Origin of the sequence: Streptosporangium sp. NPDC049644, from assembly GCF_040675205.1 — a bacterium.
GTDB lineage: Bacteria > Actinomycetota > Actinomycetes > Streptosporangiales > Streptosporangiaceae > Streptosporangium > Streptosporangium fukuiense.
The window spans coordinates 37,358-60,754 of record NZ_JBFAOJ010000020.1 but is presented as its reverse complement, the minus strand read 5'-3'; the positions used below and the strand labels follow the sequence as shown (position 1 = coordinate 60,754).

General features: G+C 72.7%; 10 protein-coding genes. 6 read left to right on the top strand and 4 right to left on the bottom strand.

The genetic code is table 11. The features are described from left to right. The first annotated feature begins 22 nt into the window (after nt 1-22). From AB0J58_RS14565 to AB0J58_RS14555, 3 genes are read left to right on the top strand one after another with little or no spacing between them, the layout of a single operon-like run. Nucleotides 23-12,490, top strand: a complete 12,468-nt coding sequence (locus AB0J58_RS14565) for an amino acid adenylation domain-containing protein (RefSeq protein WP_364215051.1) — start codon at nt 23-25, stop codon at nt 12,488-12,490. A gap of 10 nt (nt 12,491-12,500) precedes the next feature. Next, a complete protein-coding gene (locus tag AB0J58_RS14560) occupies nt 12,501-13,871 on the top strand; it encodes a serine hydrolase domain-containing protein (RefSeq protein ID WP_364215048.1) in 1,371 nt (456 codons plus the stop codon). A 7-nt stretch (nt 13,872-13,878) separates the two neighbouring features. Further along, a complete protein-coding gene (locus AB0J58_RS14555) occupies nt 13,879-15,165 on the top strand; it encodes an MFS transporter (RefSeq protein ID WP_364215045.1) in 1,287 nt (428 codons plus the stop codon). A gap of 72 nt (nt 15,166-15,237) precedes the next feature. On the opposite strand, the gene AB0J58_RS14550 is transcribed toward AB0J58_RS14555, so the two are convergent. Then, a complete protein-coding gene (locus tag AB0J58_RS14550) occupies nt 15,238-16,902 on the bottom strand; it encodes an IS1182 family transposase (protein WP_364215042.1) in 1,665 nt (554 codons plus the stop codon). A gap of 261 nt (nt 16,903-17,163) precedes the next feature. Here AB0J58_RS14550 and AB0J58_RS14545 point away from each other — a divergent pair, with 261 nt between their 5' ends. Beyond that, entirely contained in the window at nt 17,164-18,492 is a 1,329-nt protein-coding gene (locus AB0J58_RS14545; protein WP_364215039.1) for a glycoside hydrolase family 6 protein, read from the top strand. 133 nt (nt 18,493-18,625) lie between these two features. On the opposite strand, the gene AB0J58_RS14540 is transcribed toward AB0J58_RS14545, so the two are convergent. Further along, complete coding sequence (locus AB0J58_RS14540; protein WP_364215036.1) at nt 18,626-19,129, bottom strand: MarR family transcriptional regulator; 504 nt, start codon at nt 19,127-19,129, stop codon at nt 18,626-18,628. A 79-nt stretch (nt 19,130-19,208) separates the two neighbouring features. Here AB0J58_RS14540 and AB0J58_RS14535 point away from each other — a divergent pair, with 79 nt between their 5' ends. Together AB0J58_RS14535 and AB0J58_RS14530 are read left to right on the top strand one after the other, a co-directional pair. Then, on the top strand, nt 19,209-19,631 hold the full coding sequence (locus AB0J58_RS14535; protein ID WP_343977580.1) for a DoxX family protein: 423 nt from the start codon (nt 19,209-19,211) through the stop codon (nt 19,629-19,631). A 96-nt stretch (nt 19,632-19,727) separates the two neighbouring features. Continuing rightward, nucleotides 19,728-20,543, top strand: a complete 816-nt coding sequence (locus tag AB0J58_RS14530) for a hypothetical protein (protein WP_364215034.1) — start codon at nt 19,728-19,730, stop codon at nt 20,541-20,543. Here the strand turns inward: AB0J58_RS14530 and AB0J58_RS14525 are convergent. Together AB0J58_RS14525 and AB0J58_RS14520 are read right to left on the bottom strand one after the other, a co-directional pair. After that, nucleotides 20,479-22,464 (bottom strand): tetratricopeptide repeat protein, encoded by a 1,986-nt coding sequence (locus tag AB0J58_RS14525; RefSeq protein ID WP_364215031.1) that lies wholly within the window; start codon nt 22,462-22,464, stop codon nt 20,479-20,481. The genes AB0J58_RS14530 and AB0J58_RS14525 overlap by 65 nt on opposite strands. Further along, complete coding sequence (locus AB0J58_RS14520; RefSeq protein ID WP_343977574.1) at nt 22,461-23,339, bottom strand: SIR2 family protein; 879 nt, start codon at nt 23,337-23,339, stop codon at nt 22,461-22,463. The genes AB0J58_RS14525 and AB0J58_RS14520 overlap by 4 nt, the downstream gene beginning before the upstream one ends. Between the last annotated feature and the right edge of the window lie 58 nt (nt 23,340-23,397).

The following is a 23,397-nucleotide window of genomic DNA, read 5'->3' as shown; positions in this document are numbered from 1 at the left end:
GGAACCCGGACGGGAGAACACATTGAACGCCCCCTCTTCGCGTGACGGCCGGGTGGCCGCACTGCCCGACCACCTGCGCGAGGCGATGCTCCGGCGGCTGGCCGGCGAGGCCCCCGCCTCCCCGGAGCGGGAGGAGATCCCGCGGACCCCCGCGCGGCGGGCGTCGCCGCAGTCACCGGCCCAGCAGCGGCTCTGGTTCAGGTACGAGCTGGACCCCGGAAGCGCCGAGTACATCGTCCCGCTGGTGCTCCGGCTGACCGGTGACCTGGACCTGGACGTGCTCAGGGGTGCCGTCGACCGCCTGGTGGAGCGGCACGAGTCGCTGCGCACCACCTTCGACTCGGTGAACGGCCACGGCGTGCAGACCGTACAGCCGGCCGCCGAGGTGCCGATCCAGGTCACGCGGGCGCGCGTGCCCGCGGACGGCGACCGCGAGGCCCCGGTGCGCGACTGGCTGCTACGGGAGGCCAAGCGCCCCTTCGACCTGCGCCGGGGCCCGGTGTTCCGGGCCGGACTGCTGCGGCTCGGGCCGGACGAGCACGTGCTGGCCCTCAGCACGCACCACATCGTCACCGACGGCTGGTCCATGGGCGTGTTCGCCGAGGAGCTGAACGCGCTGTACGCCGCGGGGGTCGCGGGCGAGCCGTCTCCGCTTCCGCCGCTGCCCCTGCGTTACGCCGACTTCGCCTCCTGGCAGCAGGACCGGGTGTCCGGTACGGCACTGGACGGCATGCTCGCCCACTGGAGCGAGCGGCTCGACGGGCTCGCCCCGCTGGATCTGCCCACCGACCGGCTGCGGCCGCCGGTCAGGACCTCCGCGGGCGCGGCCCATGTCTTCGAGGTGCCCCCGGCCGTGCTGTCGCGGCTGAGGGAGACGAGCCGAGAGCACGGCGCCACCCTGTTCATGGTCTTGGTCGCCGCCGTGCAGATCCTGCTCGCACGCTACTCCGGGCAGCGGGACGTCGCGGTCGCCACCGCGACCAGCGGCCGTGGCAGGGTCGAACTGGAGAGACTGATCGGTTTCTTCGTCAACACCCTGGTACTGCGCTGCCAGGTCGACGAGTCCCTGCCGTTCACCGCCTTCCTGGGCGAGGCGCGCTCCACGGTCCTGGACGCCTTCGACAACGACGAGGTGCCCTTCCAGCGGCTGGTGGAGGTCCTGCGGCCCGAGCGCGACCCCAGCCGGCTCCCGCTCGCCGAGGTCGCGGTCAACCTGCAGAACGCGCCGCGCGGGGCCGTCGAGCTGCCCGGTGTACGGGTGGAGGAGATCCCTCCGCCGGTGCTGGTCGCACCCATGGACGTCTCGTTCGACTTCTACGAGCGTGACGGCGCGCTCGTCACCCACCTCGGATACAGCACGGACCTGTTCGACGCGGCCACCGCCGGGCGGATGGCCGGTCACCTGCTGACACTCCTGACCGCGATCGCGGACGACCCGGACCGGCCGATCGCCGACCTTCCCCTCCTGGACACCGTGGAACACCGCCTGCTGACCGCCACCTGGTGCGGCGAGGGCGGCGGCCCCGCGCCGCGCACGGTTCCCGAGCTGTTCGCCGAGCAGGTCGCGGCCGATCCCTCGGCGGTCGCCGTCGTCCACGCCGGGCGGAGCGTCACCTACGGCGAGCTGGACGGGCGGGCGGACCGGCTGGCCAGGCTGCTGGCCGGGCGGGGCGCGGGTCCCGAACGGATCGTGGCCGTGGCCGTTCCCCGGTCGGCCGAGACCGTCGTCGCGATCCTCGCCGTCCTGAAGAGCGGCGCCGCGTACCTGCCGCTGGATCTCGACCACCCGGCCGAGCGCGTCCGGACGATGGTGGAGGACGCCGCTCCCATCCTCATCCTGGCCACCGCGGAGGTGGCGGAGCGGCTGCCGGGGGGTGTTCCCCTGGTCACGCTGGACGAGCCGGACACCGAGGCCCCGCCCGCCGAGCGGCCCCGGCCGCTCCGCTCCGACCCCGCGCATCCCGCCTACGTGATCTACACCTCCGGTTCCACCGGGCGCCCCAAGGCGGTCGTGGTGCCCCACACCGGCCTGTACGACATGGTGCTCACCCAGCGCGAGCGGCTGGGCGCGGGGCCGGGGACGCGGGTGCTGCAGTTCGCGTCCTTCAGCTTCGACGGAGCCTTCTGGGAGCTCATGCTCGCCCTGCTGTCCGGCGGCACGCTGGTGGTCGCCACCGTGGAGGAGCGGGCGCCGGGAGCTCCGCTGGCCGAGCTCATCGGCTCCGAGCGTCTCACCCACCTCACCCTGCCCCCGACCGCGCTGACCGTGCTGCCCGCCGACGCCGTCCCCGAGGGGACGACCCTGGTCGTCGCGGGCGAGGCGTGCCCCCCGGGCCTGGTGCGGGACTGGTCGGCCGGGCGGCGGATGTTCAACGGCTACGGGCCGACCGAGTCCACGATCGGCGCCACCATGACGCGGGCGCTGACTCCGGACGACGCCCGCACCGGGACGGTGCCCATCGGACGCCCGTTCCGCAGCGTCCGCGCCTACGTGCTGGACGACCGGCTGCGTCCGGCGCCCGTCGGCGTCCCCGGTGAGATCTACCTCGCCGGGCCCCGCCTGGCCCGCGGCTACCTGCGCCGTCCCGGGCTGACCGGCGAGCGGTTCGTCGCCGACCCGTACGGCCCGCCGGGCACCCGCATGTACCGCACCGGCGACCGGGCGCGCTGGCTGCCGGGAGGCGAGCTGGAGTACGCGGGCCGCGCCGACGACCAGGTCAAGATCAGAGGTTTCCGGGTCGAACTCGGCGAGGTCGAGGCCGTCATGTCCGGGCATCCCTCGGTGGACACGGCGGCGGCGGCCGTCAGCGGCGGCACCCGGGGCGCCCCGCGTCTCGTCGGCTATCTCGTCCCCGCCGCCTCCGGCGGACCCGACCCGGCCCGGCTGCGCGCCTTCCTGCGGGCGAGGCTGCCTGAGCACATGGTGCCCTCGGCGTTCGTCACGCTGGAACGCCTGCCGCTGACGGTCAACGGCAAGGTGGACCGGCGCGCGCTGCCCGAGCCCACCGGCGACCGCGAGGCAGGGACACGTTACGTCGAGCCCCGCACCCCCGCCGAGAGGATCCTCGCCGAGGTCTGGTCGGAACTGCTCGGCGTGGACCGAGTGGGCGTGGACGACAACTTCTTCGACCTCGGGGGCGACTCCATCCTGGGCCTGCGGGTCGTGGCCCGCGCCCGCGAAGCCGGGCTGCGGGTGACGGCCAGGCAGACCTTCCTGCGCCAGACCGTCGCCGAACTGGCCGCGGAGGCGGTCGCCGAGGAACAGCCGCGCGCCGAGCAGCGGGCGGTGTCGGGAGAGGTCCCGCTCACGCCCGTGCAGCACTGGTTCTTCGAGAACCTCGCCGACAGCGTCGACCGGTTCAACCAGGCGGTGTTCGTCGAACTCGGCGAGGAGCCCGACGAGGCGGCGTTGCGCGCCGCCCTGGCCGCGCTGCCCGCCCACCACGACGCCCTGCGCCTGCGTGCCGAGCACGACGGCGGGCGGTGGCGGCAGCACAACGCCGCCGCCGAGGACGGCGAGCCGCTGCGGCGGATCGACCTGTCCAAGACCGGCGCCGCCGACCGGGAGGAGCGGATGCGCGAGGAGATCCTGGCCGCGCAGCGGGGGTTCCGGCTGGATGTCGGCCCGCTTTTCCGGGCGCTGCTCTTCGTGCTCGGCGACGGGCACCGCCCCCGGCTGTTCCTGACCGCCCACCACCTCGTGGTCGACGCCGTCTCCTGGCAGATCCTGCTGCCGGACCTGGAGACCGCCTACCGGCAGGCCGAGGCGGGCCAGGACATCCGGCTCCCCGCCAAGACGACCTCCTTCCTGGAGTGGGCCCACCGTCTCGCGGATCACGTGGCGGCGGGCGGCCTCGACCACGAGCTGGACCACTGGGCCCGCCTGGACGAGGTCGCGGCCGGAGCCGCCGCGCTGCCGGTGGACGTCGCCGGAGAGCACGGGCACGGAGGGCACAGCGGGTACAGCGGGCACGGCGGGCACATCGATAACACTGTCGCGTCCGCGCGTACCGTGACCGCCAGGCTGAGCGCGGAGAGCACCCGGGCGCTGCTGCGCGACGTGCCCGAGGTCTACCGGTCCCAGATCAACGACGTGCTGCTCACCGCGCTGGGCAGGGTGCTGTGCGAGTGGACCGGCGGCGACACCGCCCTCGTCGAGATGGAGGGCCACGGCCGCGGCGACCTGTTCCCCGGCGTCGACCTGTCGCGGACCGTCGGCTGGTTCACCACGGTCTTCCCCGTCGCGTTGCGCCTTCCGTCCGCGCCCGGCTGGGGGGAGACGCTCAAGTCGGTCAAGGAGCAGCTTCGCGCGGTGCCGAGCCAGGGGCTGGGATACGGCGCGCTGCGCTATCTCGGCGTGCCCGGCGGCCGGCGGCCGGGCCGTGTTCCCGAGGTGGTTCCCGAGGTGGGGTTCAACTACCTCGGGCGGGTCGAGGCCGGATCCGGCGGCCGGGGCGGGCTGCTGCGCGGGCGGCTGCCCCACCCCGGCGCCGAGCGGAGCCCGGGGCAGGTCAGGCGGCACCTGCTTGAGATCACCGGGCTCGTCGACGGCGACGAGCTGGAGTTCCGCTGGACGTACTCGGCGGCCGTGCACCGCGGGGAGAGCGTCGAGGCGCTGGCGGAGCGGATGATGTCGGCGCTGGAGGAGATCGTCGAGCACTGCGCGGAGCCGGGCGCGGGCGGCTGCACCCCCTCGGACTTCCCGCTCGCCGGGCTGGACCAGGCCACGGTGGACCGGCTGGCCGGCGACGGCAGGGGAATCGAGGACGTCTACCCGCTGACGCCCATGCAGCACGGCATGCTCTTCCACTCGCTGGCCGAGCCCGAGTCGGACGTCTACGCCGGCCACTACTCGATGGTCCTGGAGGGGGTCACCGATCCGGTGGCGCTGGCCGAGGCATGGCAGCGGGTCGTCGACCGCACACCCGCCCTGCGTACGGCGGTGATCTGGGAGGGCGTCCCCGAGCCCGTGCAGGTGGTCCACCGCGGGGTGCGGCTCCCCGTCACCCACCACGACCTCCGGGACCTGCCGGAGGCCGAGCGGCGGCAGGCGGTGCGGCGGCTGTGGGAACGCCGGGCCGAGCGGCGGCTGGACCTGGCAGTCGCACCGCTGGCCAGGCTGGACCTCGTGCGGCTGTCCGAGACCGAGGTGCGACTGCTGTGGGCGGCCCACCACATGACACTGGACGGCTGGAGCTCCTCGCACGTGCTGTCGGAGGTGTTCGAACAGTACGCCGCCCTCACCACGGGGCGGACCGGCACGGTGACGCGCCGCCCGCCCTACCGGGAGTACGTCGGGTGGCTGGCACGCCAGGACCAGGCCGAGGCGGAGCGGCACTGGCGGGGGGTGCTCGCGGGCATGACCGCGCCGACCCGGCTGCCGTTCGACCGGCCGGTGGCGCGGGCCCACGGGGCGCGTTCCTCCCGGGAGGTGCGGCTGAGGCTGCCCGAAGAACTGTCCGGGGCGCTGTACGAGTGCGCCAGGGACGCCCGGCTGACCGTCAACACCCTGCTGCAGGGCGCGTGGGCGCTGCTGCTCTCCCGCTACGCGGGAGAGCGGGACGTCTGCTTCGGCGCGACGGTCTCCGGCCGGCCGGCCGGGCTCGCCGGTTCGGAGTCGATCATCGGGCTCTTCGTCGACGTGGTGCCGGTCAGGACGGAGGTGGACGGCACCGAGCGGGTGATGTCCTGGCTGCGGCGCCTGCAGGACGCGCAGGCCGCGTCCCGCGAGTACGAGTACCTGTCGATGGCGCGGATCCACGCGTGCGCCGAGGTGCCCAGGGGCACCAACCTGTTCGACAGCGTCGTGGTCTTCGAGAACTACCCGTACGACGCCGACGCGGCGGCCGGGCACGGGCTGCGCGTGCGCGACCACCGGGGCGAGGAGCAGACCAACTACCCGCTCACGCTCACCGCCCACGCGGCACAGGAGCTGACCCTGGCGCTGGGGTACGACCCCGCCTCGTTCGACGAGCCGACGGTGGAACGCATGGCGGGGCACCTGGAGACGGTCCTCGCCGCGATCGTGTCCGCCCCCGAGAGCCCGGTGGCGGACCTGCCGATGCTCACCGCGCCCGAGCGGGAGCGGTTCCTGGGGGAGTGGAACGGCCCCGTCGTGGAGTTCCCGCCCGCCGGCTGCGTCCATGAGATCTTCACCGCGCAGGCCGGGCGCACCCCGGACGCGGTCGCCGTCAGCTGCGGCGACAGCGAGCTCACCTTCGCCGGGCTGGAGGAGCGGGCCAACCGGCTGGCCCACCGCCTGGTGGAGCTGGGGGCGGCCCCCGGCGTGCCGGTGGGGGTGTGCGTCGAGCGCGGCGTGGACGCCGTGGTCGCGCTGCTGGGGGTGCTGAAGGCGGGAGCCGCCTTCGTGCCGCTCGATCCCGGCTACCCGCCCCGGATGCTGGCGACCATGCTGGAGGACGCGTCGGCCCCGGTCGTGGTGACCCAGCGGCGGCTGCTGGACCGGCTGGCCGGGTCCCCGGCGGCCTTCGTCTGCCTGGACCGGGACCGGGCCGTCCTCGACGGCCTGCCCGCGTCGCCGCCGGACGTCGCCGTGACCCCGGCGGACCTGGCCTACATCGTCTACACCTCGGGATCCACCGGCCGCCCGAAGGGGGTGATGGTCGAGCACCGCAACGTCCACCACATGGTGCGCGCCTGGGACGCCCGCTACGGACTGTCCGGGACGCGGCCCCGGACCCTGTCGGTGTCGAGCCTGTCGGTGGACCTGTTCTTCGGCGACTTCCTGCTTTCGGCCCTGTTCGGCGGGACGATGGCGGTGTGCCCGGCCGAGGCGGTGGCGGACCCGCCCGCCCTGCTGGAGGCGGTGGCCGGCACCCGGGCGGAGATCCTGGTGACGGTCCCGTCGCTGGCCAGGGCACTGGTCCAGGAGGCAGGGCGGCGCGGTGTGCGGCTGGATTCGCTGCGCGTCCTCATGGTCGGCTCGGAGGGCTGGCCGGCCGGCGACTCCGAGGAGGTGCTGCGCGGGGTGGGGCCGGACACCGTGGTCGTCAACGCCTACGGTGCGACCGAGACGACGGTGGACTCCACGGTCTTCCAACTGGGCGGCGATCCGGTGGGTGAGGCGGCGTTCGTCCCGATCGGACGGCCACTGGTCAACACCCGCGTCTACGTACTGGACGGGGAGAAGCGCCCGGTGCCGCTCGGCGTCGCCGGAGAGCTCTACATCGGCGGCGACGGGGCGGCACGGGGCTACTGGAACCGTGCCGAGCTGTCCGCGGAGCGGTTCCTGAACGACCCGTTCGCGCCCGGCGATGCGGGCCGGATGTACCGGACGGGAGACCTGGTGCGCCGCCGCGCCGACGGGAACCTGGAGTTCCTGGGACGGGCGGACGACCAGGTCAAGGTCAGAGGCTTCCGGGTGGAGCTGGGCGAGATCGAGTCGGCGCTGGCCCGCCACCCCGGTGTCGCCGCCGCCGCGGTCGCCGCCTGGGAGGACGCCCCCGGCCGCGTCCGGCTGACGGGCTACGTGGTGTCCGAGGGCGAGCCGGCGGACGCCCGGGAGCTGAGGACGTTCCTCAGCGGGGTCCTGCCGGGACACGCCGTACCGTCGGGGTTCGTGACCCTGGAGGCGCTGCCGCTGAGCCCGAGCGGCACGCTGAACCGCCGCGCGCTGCCCGACCCCGGCAGGGGGGCCGACACCGGCACGGCGTACGTCGCCCCCCGCGACGCGACCGAACGCCTGCTGGCCGCGATCTGGGCCGAGGTGCTCGGCGTGGACGCCGCCCGGGTCGGGGTGGACGACAACTTCTTCGACCTCGGCGGCGACTCGATCCTCAGCATCCAGATCGTCTCGCGGGTCCGGGCCGCGCTCGGCTCGGCGCCGCCGCCCAGGCAGCTCTTCGACACGCCGACCATCGCGACGCTCGCCCCCCTGCTCGGCGACACCGACCCGGACGCCGACCCGGACGGTGGCCGGCGTGAGATCGAGGTGGTGGACCGCGACGACGACCTGCCGCTCTCCTTCGCCCAGCAGCGGCTGTGGTTCCTCGACGCGTTCGAACCCGGGGGCACCGGATACAACACGGCCCTCGCCCTGCGGCTCCGCGGCGAACTGGACGCCGGTGCGGCGCGGATCGCCCTGCGGCGGCTGGTGCGGCGGCACGAGTCGCTGCGCACCACGTTCGGCGACGTCGGGGGACGGGGCACGCAGACGATCCACCCGCCCTCGGAGGCGGCCTTCGAAGCGGCCTTCGAGACGGTCGACCTGGAGGGGGCACCCGCGGACGAGCGCGAGGCCGCGATGTGGCGGCGGCTCGAACAGGAGGCGTCGCGCCCCTTCGACCTGCGGCGCGGCCCGCTGTTCCGGGCCGTGCTGATCCGCCTGGACGCCGCCGACCACGTGCTGGCGCTGCTCATGCACCACATCGTGACCGACGGGTGGTCGATGGGGGTGCTCGCCGGGGACTTCGCCGCCTTCTACTCCGCCGAGACACGCGGCGAGCGGCGCGAACCCGCGCCGCTCCCCGTACGGTACGCCGACCACGCCGCCTGGCAGCGGGAGCACCTGGAGGGGCCGGCGCTCGACGGGCACATCGGCTACTGGAAGCGGCGGCTGGACGGGCTCGCCCCGCTGGCACTGCCCGTGGACCGGCCGAGGCCCGCCGTGCGCGCCTCCGCCGGCGCGACGCACACGGCGGAGATGCCGCCCGAGACGGTGGACCGGCTGCGGGCCGTGGCGCGCGGGCACGACGCAACCCTGTTCATGGTGCTGACCGCCGCCACACAGGTGCTGCTCGCGCGCTACTGCGGCCAGCAGGACGTCGCGGTGGGCACGGCGACCTCGGGCCGCAACCGGGCCGAACTGGAGGGGCTGGTCGGTTTCTTCGTCAACACCGTGGTGCTGCGCTCCCTGGTGGACGAGTCGTCGTCCTTTGGAAACCTGCTCTCCCAGGTCCGCGCGACGGTGCTCGACGCGTTCAGCCACGACGACGTGCCGTTCGAGCGGCTGGTGGAGGTCATGCGGCCCGAGCGGGACCCCAGCCGCACCCCCCTGGTCGAGGTCATGGTGGTACTGGAGAACACCCCGGCGCGGGGCATGGACCTGCCGGGGCTGCGCGCCGAGACGCTGCCGGTCACGAGCGCCGAGGTCAGCCACGACCTGATCGTGAACTTCTACGAGCGGCGGGGCGCGCTGACCGTGGCCGTCGCCTACAGCACCGGCCTGTTCGACGAGACCACGATCGAGCGCATGACCAGGCACCTGGTGATGCTGCTCGACGCCGTGGCGAAGGATCCGGAGCGGCGGTTGTCGGAGGTTCGCCTGCTGACCAGTGCCGAGCGCGAGCGGTCGCTGGTGAAGTGGAACGACACCGGCAGGGAGATCCCGCGGGCCGACCTCTCCGGGCTCTTCGAGGACCAGGCCGCCGCCACCCCGGACGCGACCGCGCTGGTCCGCGGGAACCTCACGCTCACGTACGCGGAGCTGAACGCGCGCGCCAACCGGCTCGCCCACCACCTGGGCTCGCGGGGTGTCGGCCCGGAGACACTGGTGGGGCTGGCCCTCCCCCGGACGGCGGACCTGGTGGTGGCGGTGCTCGCGGTGCTCAAGGCGGGCGCCGCCTACCTGCCGCTGGACCTCGAACACCCGCCGGAGCGCGTCGCGCTCCTCCTTGAGGACGCCGGCCCCGCACTGGTGCTGACCGCCGGAGCCGAGATCCCGGCCGGCGCCTTCGAGGGGGTGCCCCGGGTCCTTCTCGACGACCCCGAGGTGCTCGCCGCGCTGGACGGCTGTCCCACCACCGATCCCGCCGGCGGGTTCCATCCGGACAGCGCGGCCTACACCATCTACACCTCGGGCTCCACCGGCAGGCCCAAGGGGGTGGTGGTCTCCCGGGGCAACCTGCGCAACTTCCTGGTGGACATGCGGGACCGGTTCGGCCTCGGCCCGCGCGACCGCCTGCTGGCGATGACGACGATCGGGTTCGACATCGCGGGCCTGGAGCTGTTCATGCCGCTGATCAGCGGCGCGGCGGTGGTACTGGCCGACCGCGAGCTGGTCCACGACCCCTGGCGGCTGAGACAGGTCGTCGCCGAGGAATCCGTGACGGTGATACAGGCGACGCCCAGCCTCTGGCGGGCGGTGGCCGGGGAGGCCGGCCGGGTCCTCGCGGGCGTGCGGGTCCTCGTCGGCGGTGAGGCGCTGCCGGCGGACCTGGCGGGGACACTGGCGGCCTCGGCGCGGTCGGTGACCAACCTGTACGGGCCGACGGAGACCACGATCTGGTCCACCACGGCGGCGGTCGAGGCGGGGAACGCGGTGGCGCCCCCCATCGGAGTGCCGATCGCCAACACCCGGGTGTACGTGCTGGACCGGCTCTGCCAGCCGGTGCCCCCGGGCGTGCCGGGGGAGCTGTACATCGCCGGGGACGGCGTGGCCCGCGGCTACCTGGGCCGGCCCGCGCTGACCGCCGAACGGTTCGTCGCCGATCCGTTCGGCCCCGCCGGGGCGCGGATGTACCGTACCGGGGACATGGTCCGGTGGCGGGCCGACGGCGTGCTGACCTTCCTGGGCAGGGTCGACGACCAGGTGAAGATCCGGGGGTTCCGGATCGAGCCCGGTGAGATCGAGAGCGTCCTGCTCGGCCACCCGGGCGTCGCGTCCGCGGCGGTGGTGGTCAGGGAGGACCGGCCGGGCGACCGGCGGCTGGCCGCGTACCTGGTGCCCGCGGGGGACACGCCGCCGTCGGTCGCGGAGCTGCGCGACCACGCCAGGCGTTCGCTGCCCGGATACCTGGTTCCCGCCTTCTTCGTCCTGCTGGAGGAGCTTCCGCTGACGTCGAGCGGGAAGGCCGACCGGCGCGCGCTGCCCGCTCCCGAGGGCGACGCGGGCGCCGAGCGTGTCGCCCCGCGCGACGCGGCCGAGCGGCTGCTCGCCGGGATCTGGGCCGAGGTCCTCGGCATCGAGGCGGCCAGGATCGGCGTACAGGACAACTTCTTCGACCTCGGCGGCGACTCGCTGCTGACCATGCAGGTCATCCACCGGGCCAGGCACGCGGGGCTGCGCCTCTCGCCCAGGGATCTCTTCCTGCACCAGACCGTGGCGCGGCTCGCGACGGCGGCCGGGCGGGGGAAGACGGCCGGCCCGCGGGCGGACGGCCCGGTACCCCTGACACCCGGCCAGCGCGAGTTCGTCGAGACCAGGGGGGCCTCCCCGCACCTCCTCGCCAGGCCGGTCCTCGTCGAGCTGGCCGAGGGGACCGCCGAGGAGGGACTGCGCGCGGCCCTGACCGCGCTGGTGGCCCGGCACGACGCGTTGCGCTCGCGCTTCGGGCACGCGGACGGCTCCTGGTGGCAGCGGGCCGCGCCGGCCGCCGCCGGTGACCCGCTACGCCGGTTCGACCTCCGTGCCGCGGCCGGATCCGGGATGGCAGAGGCGCCGAGGAGCGCGGCCGTGCGGGAGGTCGTGGACGGGTTCGCGGCCGACGAGGCCGCGCGCGGCCTCGATCCGGCCGGGGAGCCGCTCCGGGCCTCGCTGCTGGACTTCGGGCCGGGCCGGCGGCCGTGGCTCTGCCTCACCGTCCACCCGCTGGCGGCCGACACCCGGTCCTGGCGAATCCTGCTCGACGACCTGGAGCGGGCCTACCGGCAGTCGGTGGCGGGAACGCAGGTGGACCTGGGGCCGGAGCCCTCCTCCTTCCAGCACTGGGCGGGGCTGCTGGCCGGGCACGCCGAGGCGGGAGGGTTCGACGAGGAACTGGCCTACTGGACCGCGCTGCCAGAGACCGTGCTGCCCGAGACCGTGCTGCCCGAGACCGTGCTGCCCGAGGGGCCGGGTGAGGCGCCGCCGGTCGCGGGAGAGGTGTCCGTCTCCCTCGGGGAGGGCGAGAGCGGAGCGCTGCTGCGCGCGGCGCCCGCGGCGTTCCGCGCCGGGACCGGGGACGTACTGCTCGGCGCGCTGGGGCGGGTGCTGTGCCGCTGGACGGGCGCTGACCGGGTGCTGGTCGAGCTGGAGGGGCACGGCAGGGAGGAGATCTTCGACGGGGTCGACCTCTCCCGCACCGTCGGCCGGTTCGCCGGCACGTTCCCCGTCGTGCTCGGGGGCACGCCCGGCGGGACCCCGCCCGACTGGCCGGCGATCGTCAGGGCCGTACGTGGGCGACTGCGCGCCGTTCCGAGCGCCGGTCTGGGCTATGGGGCGCTGCGCCACCTCGCCCCGCGACCGCCGGGAGGGGACCGGCCACGGGTGGCCTTCGCCTTCCACGAGCCGGTCGACCCGGGCGAGAGCGTTCTCTACCGCTCGTTCCACTCCCCGCCGCCCGCCCGCCGGGCGGAGCCGGTCGCGCCGGGCATCCGGCCCCTGGAGATCACCGCCTACCTGGCGGACGGCAGGCTGCGTTTCGACTGGCGCCACGTGGTCGGCGTGCACGACCGGGCCACGGTCGAGCGCCTGGCGGAGGACCTGCTGGAGGCGCTGCGCGCCGTCGCCGCACACATCGATCCGGCCGCCGGCCGGGCGGAGAGGGAGTGAGGGAGTGAGCGTGGACGTCGACCTTGCCGCCCGGCTGGCCCGGCTGGCCCGCGAGCACCGTGTGCCGGGGGCGCAGCTGGCCGTGCACCACGAGGGTGAGACCGTCACCGCCGAGACCGGCGAGGAGACGTACGCGGCCGGCGAGCCGGTGACCCGACGGTCCGCCTTTCCGCTCGGCTCGCTCACCAAACCCTTCACCGCGACGCTGGTGATGACGTTGGCGGCCTGCGGCGACATCGACCTCGACGCCCCGCTGGCCGAGTACGTGCCCGAGGTGGGGGCCGGACGCGGCGGGCCGGGCCCGAGGATGACGGCGCGGCGGCTGCTCAGCCACACCAGCGGGCTGGCCTCGAACATCGACGAGGGCGGCGACCACTCCGGGGCCCGGCGGCGGTGGGTGGCGCGCCACTGCCGCGAGTCCGGCACCGCGCACCCGCCGGGGGCCGTCTTCTCCTACTCCAACATCGGCTACATCCTGGCGGGCCACCTCGTCGAGGTGGTCACCGGGATGAGCTGGTGGGAGGCGATGGAGGCGGTCCTGCTGAAGCCGCTGGACATCGTGCCGGCGTTCGTCGTCGGGCCGCCGTCGGGGTTCCGGCCGGTGGTGGACGGCCACACGGTACGGCAGCCGGGGGACCGGATGCTGCCGGTCACCTGGCAGACCCTGCCGAAGGTGGCGGCGCCGAGTGCCGGGCTCGCCCTCGGGGCCGCCGATCTGGTCACGTTCGCGCTGATGCACCTGGCCCACCCGGCGCTCCAGCCGGTGCTCGACCGCGACTCCGCCCGCGAGATGCGCCGCGACCAGCTCGCGGGGGTGACGGCCGGCCCGTTCGGCATGGCCGACTCCTGGGGGCTCGGCTGGGCGGTGTACCGCGACGCCGGGCCCGACTGGTTCGGGCACGACGGCACCGGTGAGGGGACCTCCTGCCATCTGCGGTTCGAACCGGCGGGCGGGACCGTCGTCGCGCTGACCGCGAACGCCGCCACCGGACCGGCGCTCTGGGAGGACCTGCTGGCGGAACTCCGGTCGGTGGGGCCGGCCGTGGGAGGCCGCGGCCTGTCGGCGCCGCCGGACCCGGCCCTGCGGACGTCAGGACCACCGGAATGCGCCGGCCGGTACGTCAACGGGGAGATGGAGCTCACGGTCGTCGCGGACGGTGCGGGCGGGCTCCGCCTGACGACGGGCGAGGCCGAGCGGTTCGAGCTGACCTGCTTCGAGGGCCTGCGCTTCACGATGCGGGAAACGTCCGGTGGCCGCACCACCTACACCGGCCGTTTCCTGCGTGACCCGGAGACGGGAGGGATCGATCTCATCCAGGTCACCGGACGGCTGGCCAGGCGGGCGCGCGACGAGAACGACGCCCCCGGCGGGGAAGGCTGACGCCGCGATGAGCACCGCGCGGGCAGGTGCCGGTGACATGGCCGGTGACGCGGCCGGTGACGCGGCCGGCGGGCCGATCCGCCTGTCCCGCAACCGTGACTACAACATCCTGTGGACCAGCCAGCTCTTCTCCGAACTGGGCAGTGAGATCACCTTCGTCTCCTTCCCGCTGCTGATCCTGGCCATGTCGGGCTCTCCGCTGGAGATGGGCCTGGCGTCGTCGGTGCTCGCGGTGGCGCACATGGTGGCGAACGTGCCCGCCGGGGTGGTCGCCGACCGGTGGGACCGCAAGAAGGTCATGCTGCTGTGCCACGGTGCCCGTGCCCTGGCGATGGGCAGTGTGGTCGTGGCGCTGCTCCTGGACACCTACGCCTTCCCGCACATCCTGCTGGCCGCCGCGGTCGAGGGCTTCTTCAGCTCTGTCTTCCAGCCGGCCGAGCATGCCGCGCTTCCCCAGGTGGTGCCCGAGTCGCAGCTGTCGCAGGCGGTCGCCCGCAATACCGCGCGCCCCTTCATCGCCACCCTGCTAGGTCCCGCGCTGGCGGGTTTCCTGTTCACCCTGCACCATACGGCGCCCTTCGGCGCCGACGCGATCATGCTCGGCCTCTCCTTCGTCACGCTGCTCCTCCTGCGCCTGCCGCGGCGGGCGGCCCCCGCCGCGCTCCCGAGGGAGGGTTCGGCCATGGGCGGCGTCGCCGAGGGGATCCGCTGGGTGGCGGGACACCGGGTCATCAGGACGACGCTGGTGTGGATGGTCTCCTCCAACCTTGTCTTCAGCGCGCTCGTCATCATCGTCCTGGCGATGTCGGGGGAGGGGGTGAGCGCCGGCGAGGTGGGCCTGACGATGGCGTGCATCGGTGCGGGGGGCCTGCTGGGCGCACTGGCCGCGGCCCGCCTGCACGCCGCCCTCCCACCGGTCCTGACCATCGTCGGCTTTCCGCTCGTCGCCGCGGTGATGACCGCGGCGATGGCGCTCGTCCCGAGCGGCATCCTCCTCGGGGTGCTTCTCGGCGGTGCCGCGTTCCTCGCGCCGGTCGCGAACACCACGGTCCTGACCTACCAGCTCACGGTCACCCCCGACCACCTGCGCGGCCGCCTGTCCGGCATCGCGGGGCTCTTCTCCGGTGGGGCCGGCGCTCTGGGGCCGATGGCCGGCGGCTTCCTCATGACGGCCGGCGGCGGCCCGGTCGCCGTGCCGGCCTGCGCGGCCGGCCTGGCCCTCGTCGCGCTGGGTACGCTGCTCAGCCCGACACTGCGCCGGTTTCCCGTGTTGTCGCCCACCGATCGGATGTGAGCCGCGAGAGTCAGCTTCTCGGCCCTGAAGGACTCCGTTGGGAAATTCAGGAACAGGAAGGAACAGGGCGGATCAAGCTGACATATTGAGTGCGGCCAGGTGGGAGATGCGAGTCCGGCCGAGGGGTGAGCCGTTGAGCCAGGCGTCCAGACGGATGACGTTGAGCGCGGTGGCGGCGAGCACGTGTCCGAGATGGGTCTTGGGTAAACCGAGATAGCGGGTGCGGCGGATACCGGTGCGGCGAACGACTTGCGAGATCGTGCCTTCGACGCCTGCCCGGATGTCATAGCGCCGCTTCCATTCCTCGCTCTGCTGCTCCCGGCGCCGCTGTTCCAGGACCTCTTGCTGTCCGCGAGGCAAAAGAGTCAGACTGCGTCCGTATCGGCCCTTCTCAGAAGCTCGCGTGCAGACCGGCCGCAGCGGGCAAGGGCGGCAGTCGGCGGCGGCGAACTGGACCCGGCTGATCGGGGTCCCACTCGACTTGACCTGGTCAGACCAGATGATGCTGACCGATCCGCGCGGACAGACCACCTCGCGCCGGTCCCAGTCGACGCTGAACGCGCTCTGAGGCGGCCCCGAGACGCCACCGCCGGGCTCACTGTGATGGGTATCGAGCCCGACCGGCCCCACCACCTCGATCCCATAAGTGTCGCGGGCGGCGACAACGGGGGCGGCGGTGACGTAGCCGGCGTCCACGATGTGTTCGCCGGGCGGTAACCGTCGCGCGGCCAGGCCCTGATGGACGGCCTCGGTCACCTCGGTATCGGCCACGGTGGCGTCGGTGGTGAGAACCTGGGTGATCAGATGCGGGGCATCTGGTTCACAGGTCTCGCTCAGGTGGGTTTTGTAGCCGCACCAGCCTGAGTTGCGTTTCACGCCGTAGCGGGTATCAGGGTCGTAAGGGGAGGAAAGCCGCCGTCTGGCAGGCGGAAGGTCCTTGCCCTCCCGCCGGCGCACCCCCTCGTCGTCGCGGTGGTACTGCTCCACCCAGGCCCGGCGCAGGACCTGAAGCGCGGGGATCTGCCGCAGCCAGCGCGGCGCGTCGAGCGCGAATACCGCTTCAAGGACCATGAAGCCATCCCGGCCCACCTGTTCGGCCCACCGCCGGCGAACGTCATCGCCCTTGGGGAAGCGGTAGGAGTCGATCCGGGCGCCGTAGCGCTCGACCCACTCGGCCGTGATGTGCTGCGTCAGCCACTGCGGAGCCGCCACCGCCAGTGCCTCCAGCGCCGCGCGCAGAGTCTCGCCCACGAACTCCATCCGGTTCAACACCCGGACCGCTGCCAGGACATGGGTGGAGTCCGTCCGCTGGCGGCCCCCCACTCGCAACAGACCGAGTTCGCCGATCCGCTCCACGACCAGGTCCAAGACTCTCTCCTGCATGCCGTGCTCGATCAGCCGGGCGCGAAAGTCGCCCAACCCGGAGAAATCGAACCCTGGATCGTCCAGTTCCAGTCCCAGCAGGAACTTCCAGTCCATCCGGGCTCGTACCTGGTCGGCGGCCTGCCGGTCGCTCAGCCCTTCGGCGTACTGCAGCACCGACACCAACGCCGGCGCTCCCGGCGAGATCGCAGGCCGACCCCAGGCGGGAAACGCCTCGGCGAACGACTCATCCGCGAGCAGCGGGCCGAGCGCCTCACGGATACGGATCGCCAGTGTCCCCTTGGGAAACGAAGCCCGCACCATCCGAGCGGTCAGCTCCGGTACACCCTGATCAGCCCGCGGCTCCAGCGACATTCGGACTCCTTCTCGATCGGCAAACAGAGCGATCGTGGCAGCCTCGACTGTCCATCATCAGCGGTTTGCGGATTTCCCAACGGAGTCCTGAAGGGCCGGGATTCCTGGCTAGACCGTGTTGAAACTTTCATCCACTGCGACGGGTGTTCGCACAGGTCAGCGCGTCCTGATGTGAGCGGGCAGGGGCGCCCGCTGTATGCGGGGGCGGCTGGCCGCCTATTGTGGGAGCGCTCCCATGCATCCTCCCTAAGGAGTCGATCCATGCCAAGAAGGTCAGTTCTGGCCGCGCTCTGCGCGGCTCTGGTGATCGGGTCAGGTGCCGCGGTCGCCGTCGCCTCCGGCGCCTCCGCGGCCGACTCCCCGTTCTACGTCGATCCGGAGACCGGCGCCGCCAAATGGGTCGCGGCCAACGCCGGGGACTACAGGGCGCCGGTCATCCGCGACCGGATCGCCTCCGTGCCGCAGGCCCGCTGGTACACCACCACCAACACCTCCGCCATCCGCGGCCAGGTGTCGTCGTTCGTCGGGGCCGCGGCCGGTGCGGGCAAGATCCCCATCCTCGTCGTCTACAACATCCCCAACCGTGACTGCAGCGGCGCCAGCACCGGCGGGGCGCCCAACCACACGGCCTACCGGCAGTGGATCGACGAACTGGCCGCCGGCCTCCAGGGGCGCCCGGCGTCGATCATCCTGGAGCCCGACGTGCTCCCGATCATGACCAACTGCATGAGCTCCGCCCAGCAGCAGGAGACCAACGCCTCCATGGCGTACGCCGGCAAGAAGCTGAAGGCCGCCTCCTCCTCGGCCAAGGTCTACTACGACATCGGGCACTCGGGATGGCTGTCGGCCTCCGACGCCGCGGCCCGGCTGAACGCCGCGGACATCGGAGGCAGCGCGGACGGCATCTCCGTCAACGTCTCCAACTACCGGTGGAGCTCCACCGAGGTCGCCTATGCCAAGAACGTCATCTCCGCCACCGGCGTCTCCCGGCTCCGCGCGGTGATCGACACCAGCCGTAACGGCAACGGCCCGCAGGGCAGCGAGTGGTGTGACCCGGGAGGCCGGGCGATCGGCACACCGAGTACCAACGCCACCGGCGACCCGGCGATCGACGCGTTCCTCTGGATCAAGTTGCCGGGCGAGGCGGACGGCTGCATCGCCGGGGCGGGGCAGTTCGTGCCGCAGCGGGCCTACGACCTGGCCATGGCGGCTCCGCAGCCCACCGTGACCCCCACCCCGACCGTCACTCCCACCATCACCCCGACCCCCACCCCGACCGGCGGCAGGGCCTGCACGGCCACCTACAAGCTGGTCGGCTCCTGGCAGGGCGGTTTCCAGGCCGAGGTGACCGTGAAGAGCAGCGGCGCCCAGGCGATCACGGGCTGGACGGCGAGCTGGTCGTTCCCCGGTAACCAGAGCATCACCCAGCTCTGGAACGGACAGCACACTCAGAGCGGTGCCGGTGTCTCGGTGCGGAACGTGTCCCACAACGGCAACCTCTCCTCGGGCGCCTCGACGTCCTTCGGGTTCACCGGCAGCTGGTCCGGGACCAACGGCGTGCCCGCCTCGGTCAGCTGCACCGCCGCCTGACCCGGTGGTGCGGCCCTGAACCCGGTGCGGCTCGCACGGTATGCCCCCCGTGCGAGCCGCACCGGATTCTCGCGTCTTTCCCGGGGTTCCGCGGCCGAAAGCGAGAACCGGGGGCCTGGGCCCGCCCCGCGCGCTAGCCTGGGCTTTTGCCCGGCGGGGAGCCGCGGAGCGGACCGGCCGGCGCCGCCTCGATGGCCGCGACGGCCTTCGTCATGATCCGCCGCATGGTCTCGACCTCCTCGGGGGTGAGCCGGTCGATCAGGAAGGCGCGGACCACGGCCACATGCCCCGGGGCGGTCCGCTCCAGGCAGCGCGAGCCCTCCTCGGTGAGCACCGCGAACACGCCCCGCTCATCCGAGGGGCAGGTCGTCCGCGCGACGAGTCCCCGCCGCTCCAGCTGCCCGATCTGGTAGGTGAGACCACTCTTGGAAATGATCAGCCGGCGGGCCAGCTCGGTCATCCGTAGTCGCGCGTCGGGGTGTTCGGAGAGTCTCGCCAGGATCTCGTACTGGGCGTGGGTCAGACCCGAGTCGACTTTCAGCTGATCCTCGACACGGCGCTCCAGCAGATGCGTCGCGGACAGGTAGGCCATCCACATGGCCATCTCGCTCTCGCCGAGCCATCTCGTCTCGCTCACCAGAACATCCTACGGCTTGTTCAAATTTGAACCAACCGCTATGGTTCAGTTCAAATTCGAATGACAACGAGGAGTCATCATGCTTGACCAAGTGCGCCCCTACGCCCTGCTGCTGGCGAGGGTCGGCATCGGCGTGGTCTTCCTGGTCCACGGGCTGCAGAAGTTCGTGACGATGGGGCTGGCCCAGACCACGGCCTTCTTCGACTCGCTGGGCATCCCGCTGGCGAACGTCGCGGCTCCGGCGGTCGCCGCCCTCGAAGTCGTCGGCGGCGTCGCGCTCATCCTGGGCGCGGCCCTGCCGGTCTTCGGCACCCTCCTCGTGCTCAACATGCTCGGCGCGATCGTCTTCGCCCACGCCGCGGCCGGCTTCTCGGTGAGTGAGGGCGGCTACGAGTTCGTCCTGGCCCTCGCCGCCGGCACCCTGGCCATCGCCTTCAGCGGCGGCGGCGCCCTCGCCGTCGACGGTCTCCGTCAGGGGCGCCGCCGGCCGGTCACGGTCTAGGACCCGTCCGCCGGGCGGAACATCGCGCGCCATGAGGTCCGGACCGCCGACAATGGGCATAGCTGTTTCGACGGTGCCGAATGGCTGGGGGTCGATGTGCGGTGGCTGCGAAGAATCGGCAGCGATTTCAAGGCTCGGCAGCACATCGACGCGTACGCTCTCACGATCGTCGTCTTCGGTTTCGCGTTCCTGTCAATCGTCAGCGACGCGCTGGACGACGACCTCAGATGGGCGGTCCTGCTCTCGGGAGTGGGATTGCTGCTCTACCGGATCACCCTTCCCGCGGAGCCCGCCGAATCTCCCGACGGGCTGCTGAACGACCGGTCGGTGTACGACAGCGCACCGCTGTCGTCGCTGCTCGCCCACGCGCGCGACGTCCGGGTGTTCGCCCCCTCCGCGGTCAACCTGCTCTCCGCGCAGACCTGCGAGATCATGCGCAACACGGTGCTCGCGCGGGAGAGGGGACGCGTCAGGATCGTCATCCTCGACCCCCTGGAGAAGGGGGCGGTCCAGCAGACCGCGAGGCAACTGGACGACTCGATCGAGTTTCCCGTCCAGCGGCTTCCCGCCGCGCTGGAGAGCACCATGGAGCGCCTCCGCCTGATGAACGGCTGGAAGACCGTGGGCGAGTTCGAGTACCGACTCCTTTCCTACAGCCCGGGATTCAGCCTTGTGCTTCTCGACCCGGAGACCCCGCGGGGCCGGGTCATCGTGGAGATTCACGGCTTTCACAATCCCTCGACCTCGTCGCGCATGCACCTGGAGCTGACCCGCGGCCGCGACGAGCGCTGGTACACCTACTGGGTGGAGCAGTTCAACCACATATGGGAGGCGGCGAGATCCGATGTCACGCCGTTCTCCGGAGAAACTCCTCAGCCTGCTTCCGGAGATGCGGTGGAAGCCCGGGAGTGACCGCGTCGAGCGCCCGCGAGGCGAACTCCTCGGCGGTCGCGTGCTGACCCAGCAGGGCATGGACGCGCGCGGCCCGCAGCAGGACCGGCCCGCTGTCCGACTCGTCGGCGGTCGCGTCGAGGATCTCCTGTCCCGCGGCGTCGAACCGCTGGGCCAGGGCGAGGGCCAGCGCCCTGGCGGCGATCGTGGTGGGCCGCTGGTGCCGTCTCACCCGATCCAGGTCGCGCAGGGCCTCACCGGGCCTTCCGAGATCGGCGAGGATCTCTCCGCGCAGCGCCAGCGCCTCGGCGGGGGGTTCGCCGGCCAGCGCCACGGCGCCGTTGAGAAGGGCGAGTGCGGCGCGCGGTTGTCCCAGATGCCACAGGGCCTCCCCGAGCGCCAGTTGCGCGGGAAGGTCGTTGGGAACCCAGGAGAGAGCGGCCCGCAACTGCTCCACCGCCCTGGCGTACTGGCCCTGGGCCAGCCAGAGCCGTCCCTCCGCGGTCAGCGCCGAGGCCACCCCGTTGAACCGCTGGAGCGTCGCGAACACGTCGGCCGCCTCCCCGAGGAGGCGCCGCGCACCCTCCACCTCGCCTCCCGCCGCCGCGACCTCTCCCAGGACGACCAGGGCCTCGGCCCGCACCCACGTCTCACCGGGCCCCGAGGCGCGGACCGCCTCCTCCGCGAGGCCGCGGGCCGTCTCCCAGCTCCGCCTGGCCAGTGCCGCCCGTGCGTCATCGAGGTAGGTCGCCGGGTGCTGCGACTGGCGCACCGAGCCGATCAGGCGGTCGTGTTGCAGCTCGTACCAGCGGATCCCCAGCCGGTGCTCGCCCCGCAGCAGGTGACGGTCCTCCAGCGCCTCGGCGATGGCGTTCGGCATGCCCGCCGTCTCACGGAGGCCCTCGTAGACGGTGTTGCGCGTCCCGTGCTCGGTGACGAAGGTCCTGCGCAGCCAGGAACGGATCTCGCTCGACGTGACCCCCGACTCGGCCGCGACCTGCGCCAGCATCCGCTCGCAGAAACCGGTCAGGAAGTGGTCGACGTTCACGTGCAGGTTCACGTGCTCGGCGGTGATCTCGTGCAGGCCCGGCGGCAGCGAGTCCCACAGCGCGGAGCAGACGACCTGCAGCTGGACGGGCTCGACGGTGTTGAGCGTCACCGTGGTGGTCTGCCCCTCGTCGTTGAGGAAGGGGACGGTGCGCAGGTCGTCGACGAGTCGTTCGGCGGCCCCCGGGGCGAAGGACCGGCCGGTGCGCTCAAGGGGCCTCGTCGTGGCGTCGAGCGCCGCCGCGCGCGAGAGCGGCAGCAGCTGGAACCGCGCCCGCGAACCCCGGCCCAGCGGGCGCTCGTACGGCAGCACGGAGGCCAGATACTCCTCGCGCAGCGAGAGCAGCAGGTGGAGCCCGTCATGCTCCTCGACGGCCCTGGCGAGCTGGCGCAGCAGCGCGTGACGCTCCTCCTCCCGGTCGGGCGGACCGCCGAACAGCTCCTCCGCCTGGTCGACGGCGACCAGGGTGGGCACCGGGTCACCGTACCGGTCCACGCGTTCCGGGCGCCCGGCCAGGAAGTCCGAGACCGTCAGCCCGGCCAGCACGGACAGCGGCTCCTCCGGCGCCCAGGACGACAGCAGCGCCAGCACGTACGGGTTGCCGGTGACCCTCGGGCGCAGCGAGACGATGCCGCGGGGCGACACGCGGGCCACGGGCAGGACGTCGGCGCGTTCGGGCTCGATGCGCGGCAGGACACCCGCCTGCAGCAGGGACGTCTTGCCGACCCCCGAGGCGCCGAACAGCACGGTGAGACCGGTGGCCTGCCAGATGGTGGCGATGTCGCGGCCCTCGCGCTCCCGCCCGAAGAACAGCGCGTGCTCGTCGCGGTCATAGGGGCGTAGCCCCACGTACGGGTGGGCGGCCCTGTCGGCCCTGTGAACCGCGTCTGTCATGGTGCCCGTCCCATTCTCCGCAGGAGTTCCGCGCAGAACTCCGAGGCGGTCCCCAGGAAGATCGAGATGTTCCAGCCGTCGAGATAGTGGGCGATGTAGCGCCTGGCCTTGCTCTCCGCGTCGCTCGCCGATCCGTTGACCTCGGGCATCAGCTGCACGCTCACATGCCGCCGCTTGTTACTGCGCGGCGTGCTGCGCATCAGGCCGTGGAACAGCACCCGAAACGTCCAGTCCTGCAGGCTGTAGCCGATGAAGAGCAGTGGCCGGGCGGTCATCGCCCGCAGGATCGGGGTCGGCAGTGGCTGCCTCCCGCCGGTCGCGACGACGTCCACCATGTTGACGAGGTAGGTCAGGTAGTCGGCCTCGGTCAGCACCAGCGACGCCGGTTCGGACCAGCTTCCGTGCAGATGGTAGACGAGGGGACATTCCACCGTCGGCTCCGGCAGGACAGGCGTGGCGGCGGGATCGGCCTCCCACCAGGGGGAGACGGCGACGTGGGGCTCCTTGCCCTCGGCCCGCAGCGCCTCGGCCAGGAAGTCGTCGTAGTTCGTGGTGAGGAACGTCGTCACGGGGAAGCCGGCCAGCACTCGGTGCGGCTCTTCCGGATCGCCGGGAGCAGGTCCCCCGTGAGAGCGGAGAAGCCTGCAGACCCCCTCCTTGAGATCCACCGGATCCCGCACCACCGCCGCGCCGTACTGCATCACGCGGGCGAGATTGCCCGGGTCGGAGAACGGATAGCCGTAGTGGAGGGCGTACCGGTTACTCAGGGCGGCACCGGTGGGGAGCGTCCCGGCGCAGGCACCCGCTCCGAGGAAAGGGGTGCAGTCACCCCTGTGGAGCTGGTCGATCAACCGTTGCCAGTCGAGATCGTCCACGGTCCCACCATTGTTGTCGACAGAAAGTGCCAGTCTCGCACTCCAATGTCGCACATTG

What these genes read in the sequence shown, in the direction of transcription:
- AB0J58_RS14555 (WP_364215045.1), top strand. Translation starts at nt 13,879, where the DNA reads ATGAGCACCGCGCGGGCAGGTGCCGGTGACATGGCCGGTGACGCGGCC.
- AB0J58_RS14550 (WP_364215042.1), bottom strand. Translation starts at nt 16,902, where the DNA reads ATGTCGCTGGAGCCGCGGGCTGATCAGGGTGTACCGGAGCTGACCGCT.
- AB0J58_RS14545 (WP_364215039.1), top strand. Translation starts at nt 17,164, where the DNA reads ATGCCAAGAAGGTCAGTTCTGGCCGCGCTCTGCGCGGCTCTGGTGATC.
- AB0J58_RS14535 (WP_343977580.1), top strand. Translation starts at nt 19,209, where the DNA reads ATGCTTGACCAAGTGCGCCCCTACGCCCTGCTGCTGGCGAGGGTCGGC.
- AB0J58_RS14525 (WP_364215031.1), bottom strand. Translation starts at nt 22,464, where the DNA reads ATGACAGACGCGGTTCACAGGGCCGACAGGGCCGCCCACCCGTACGTG.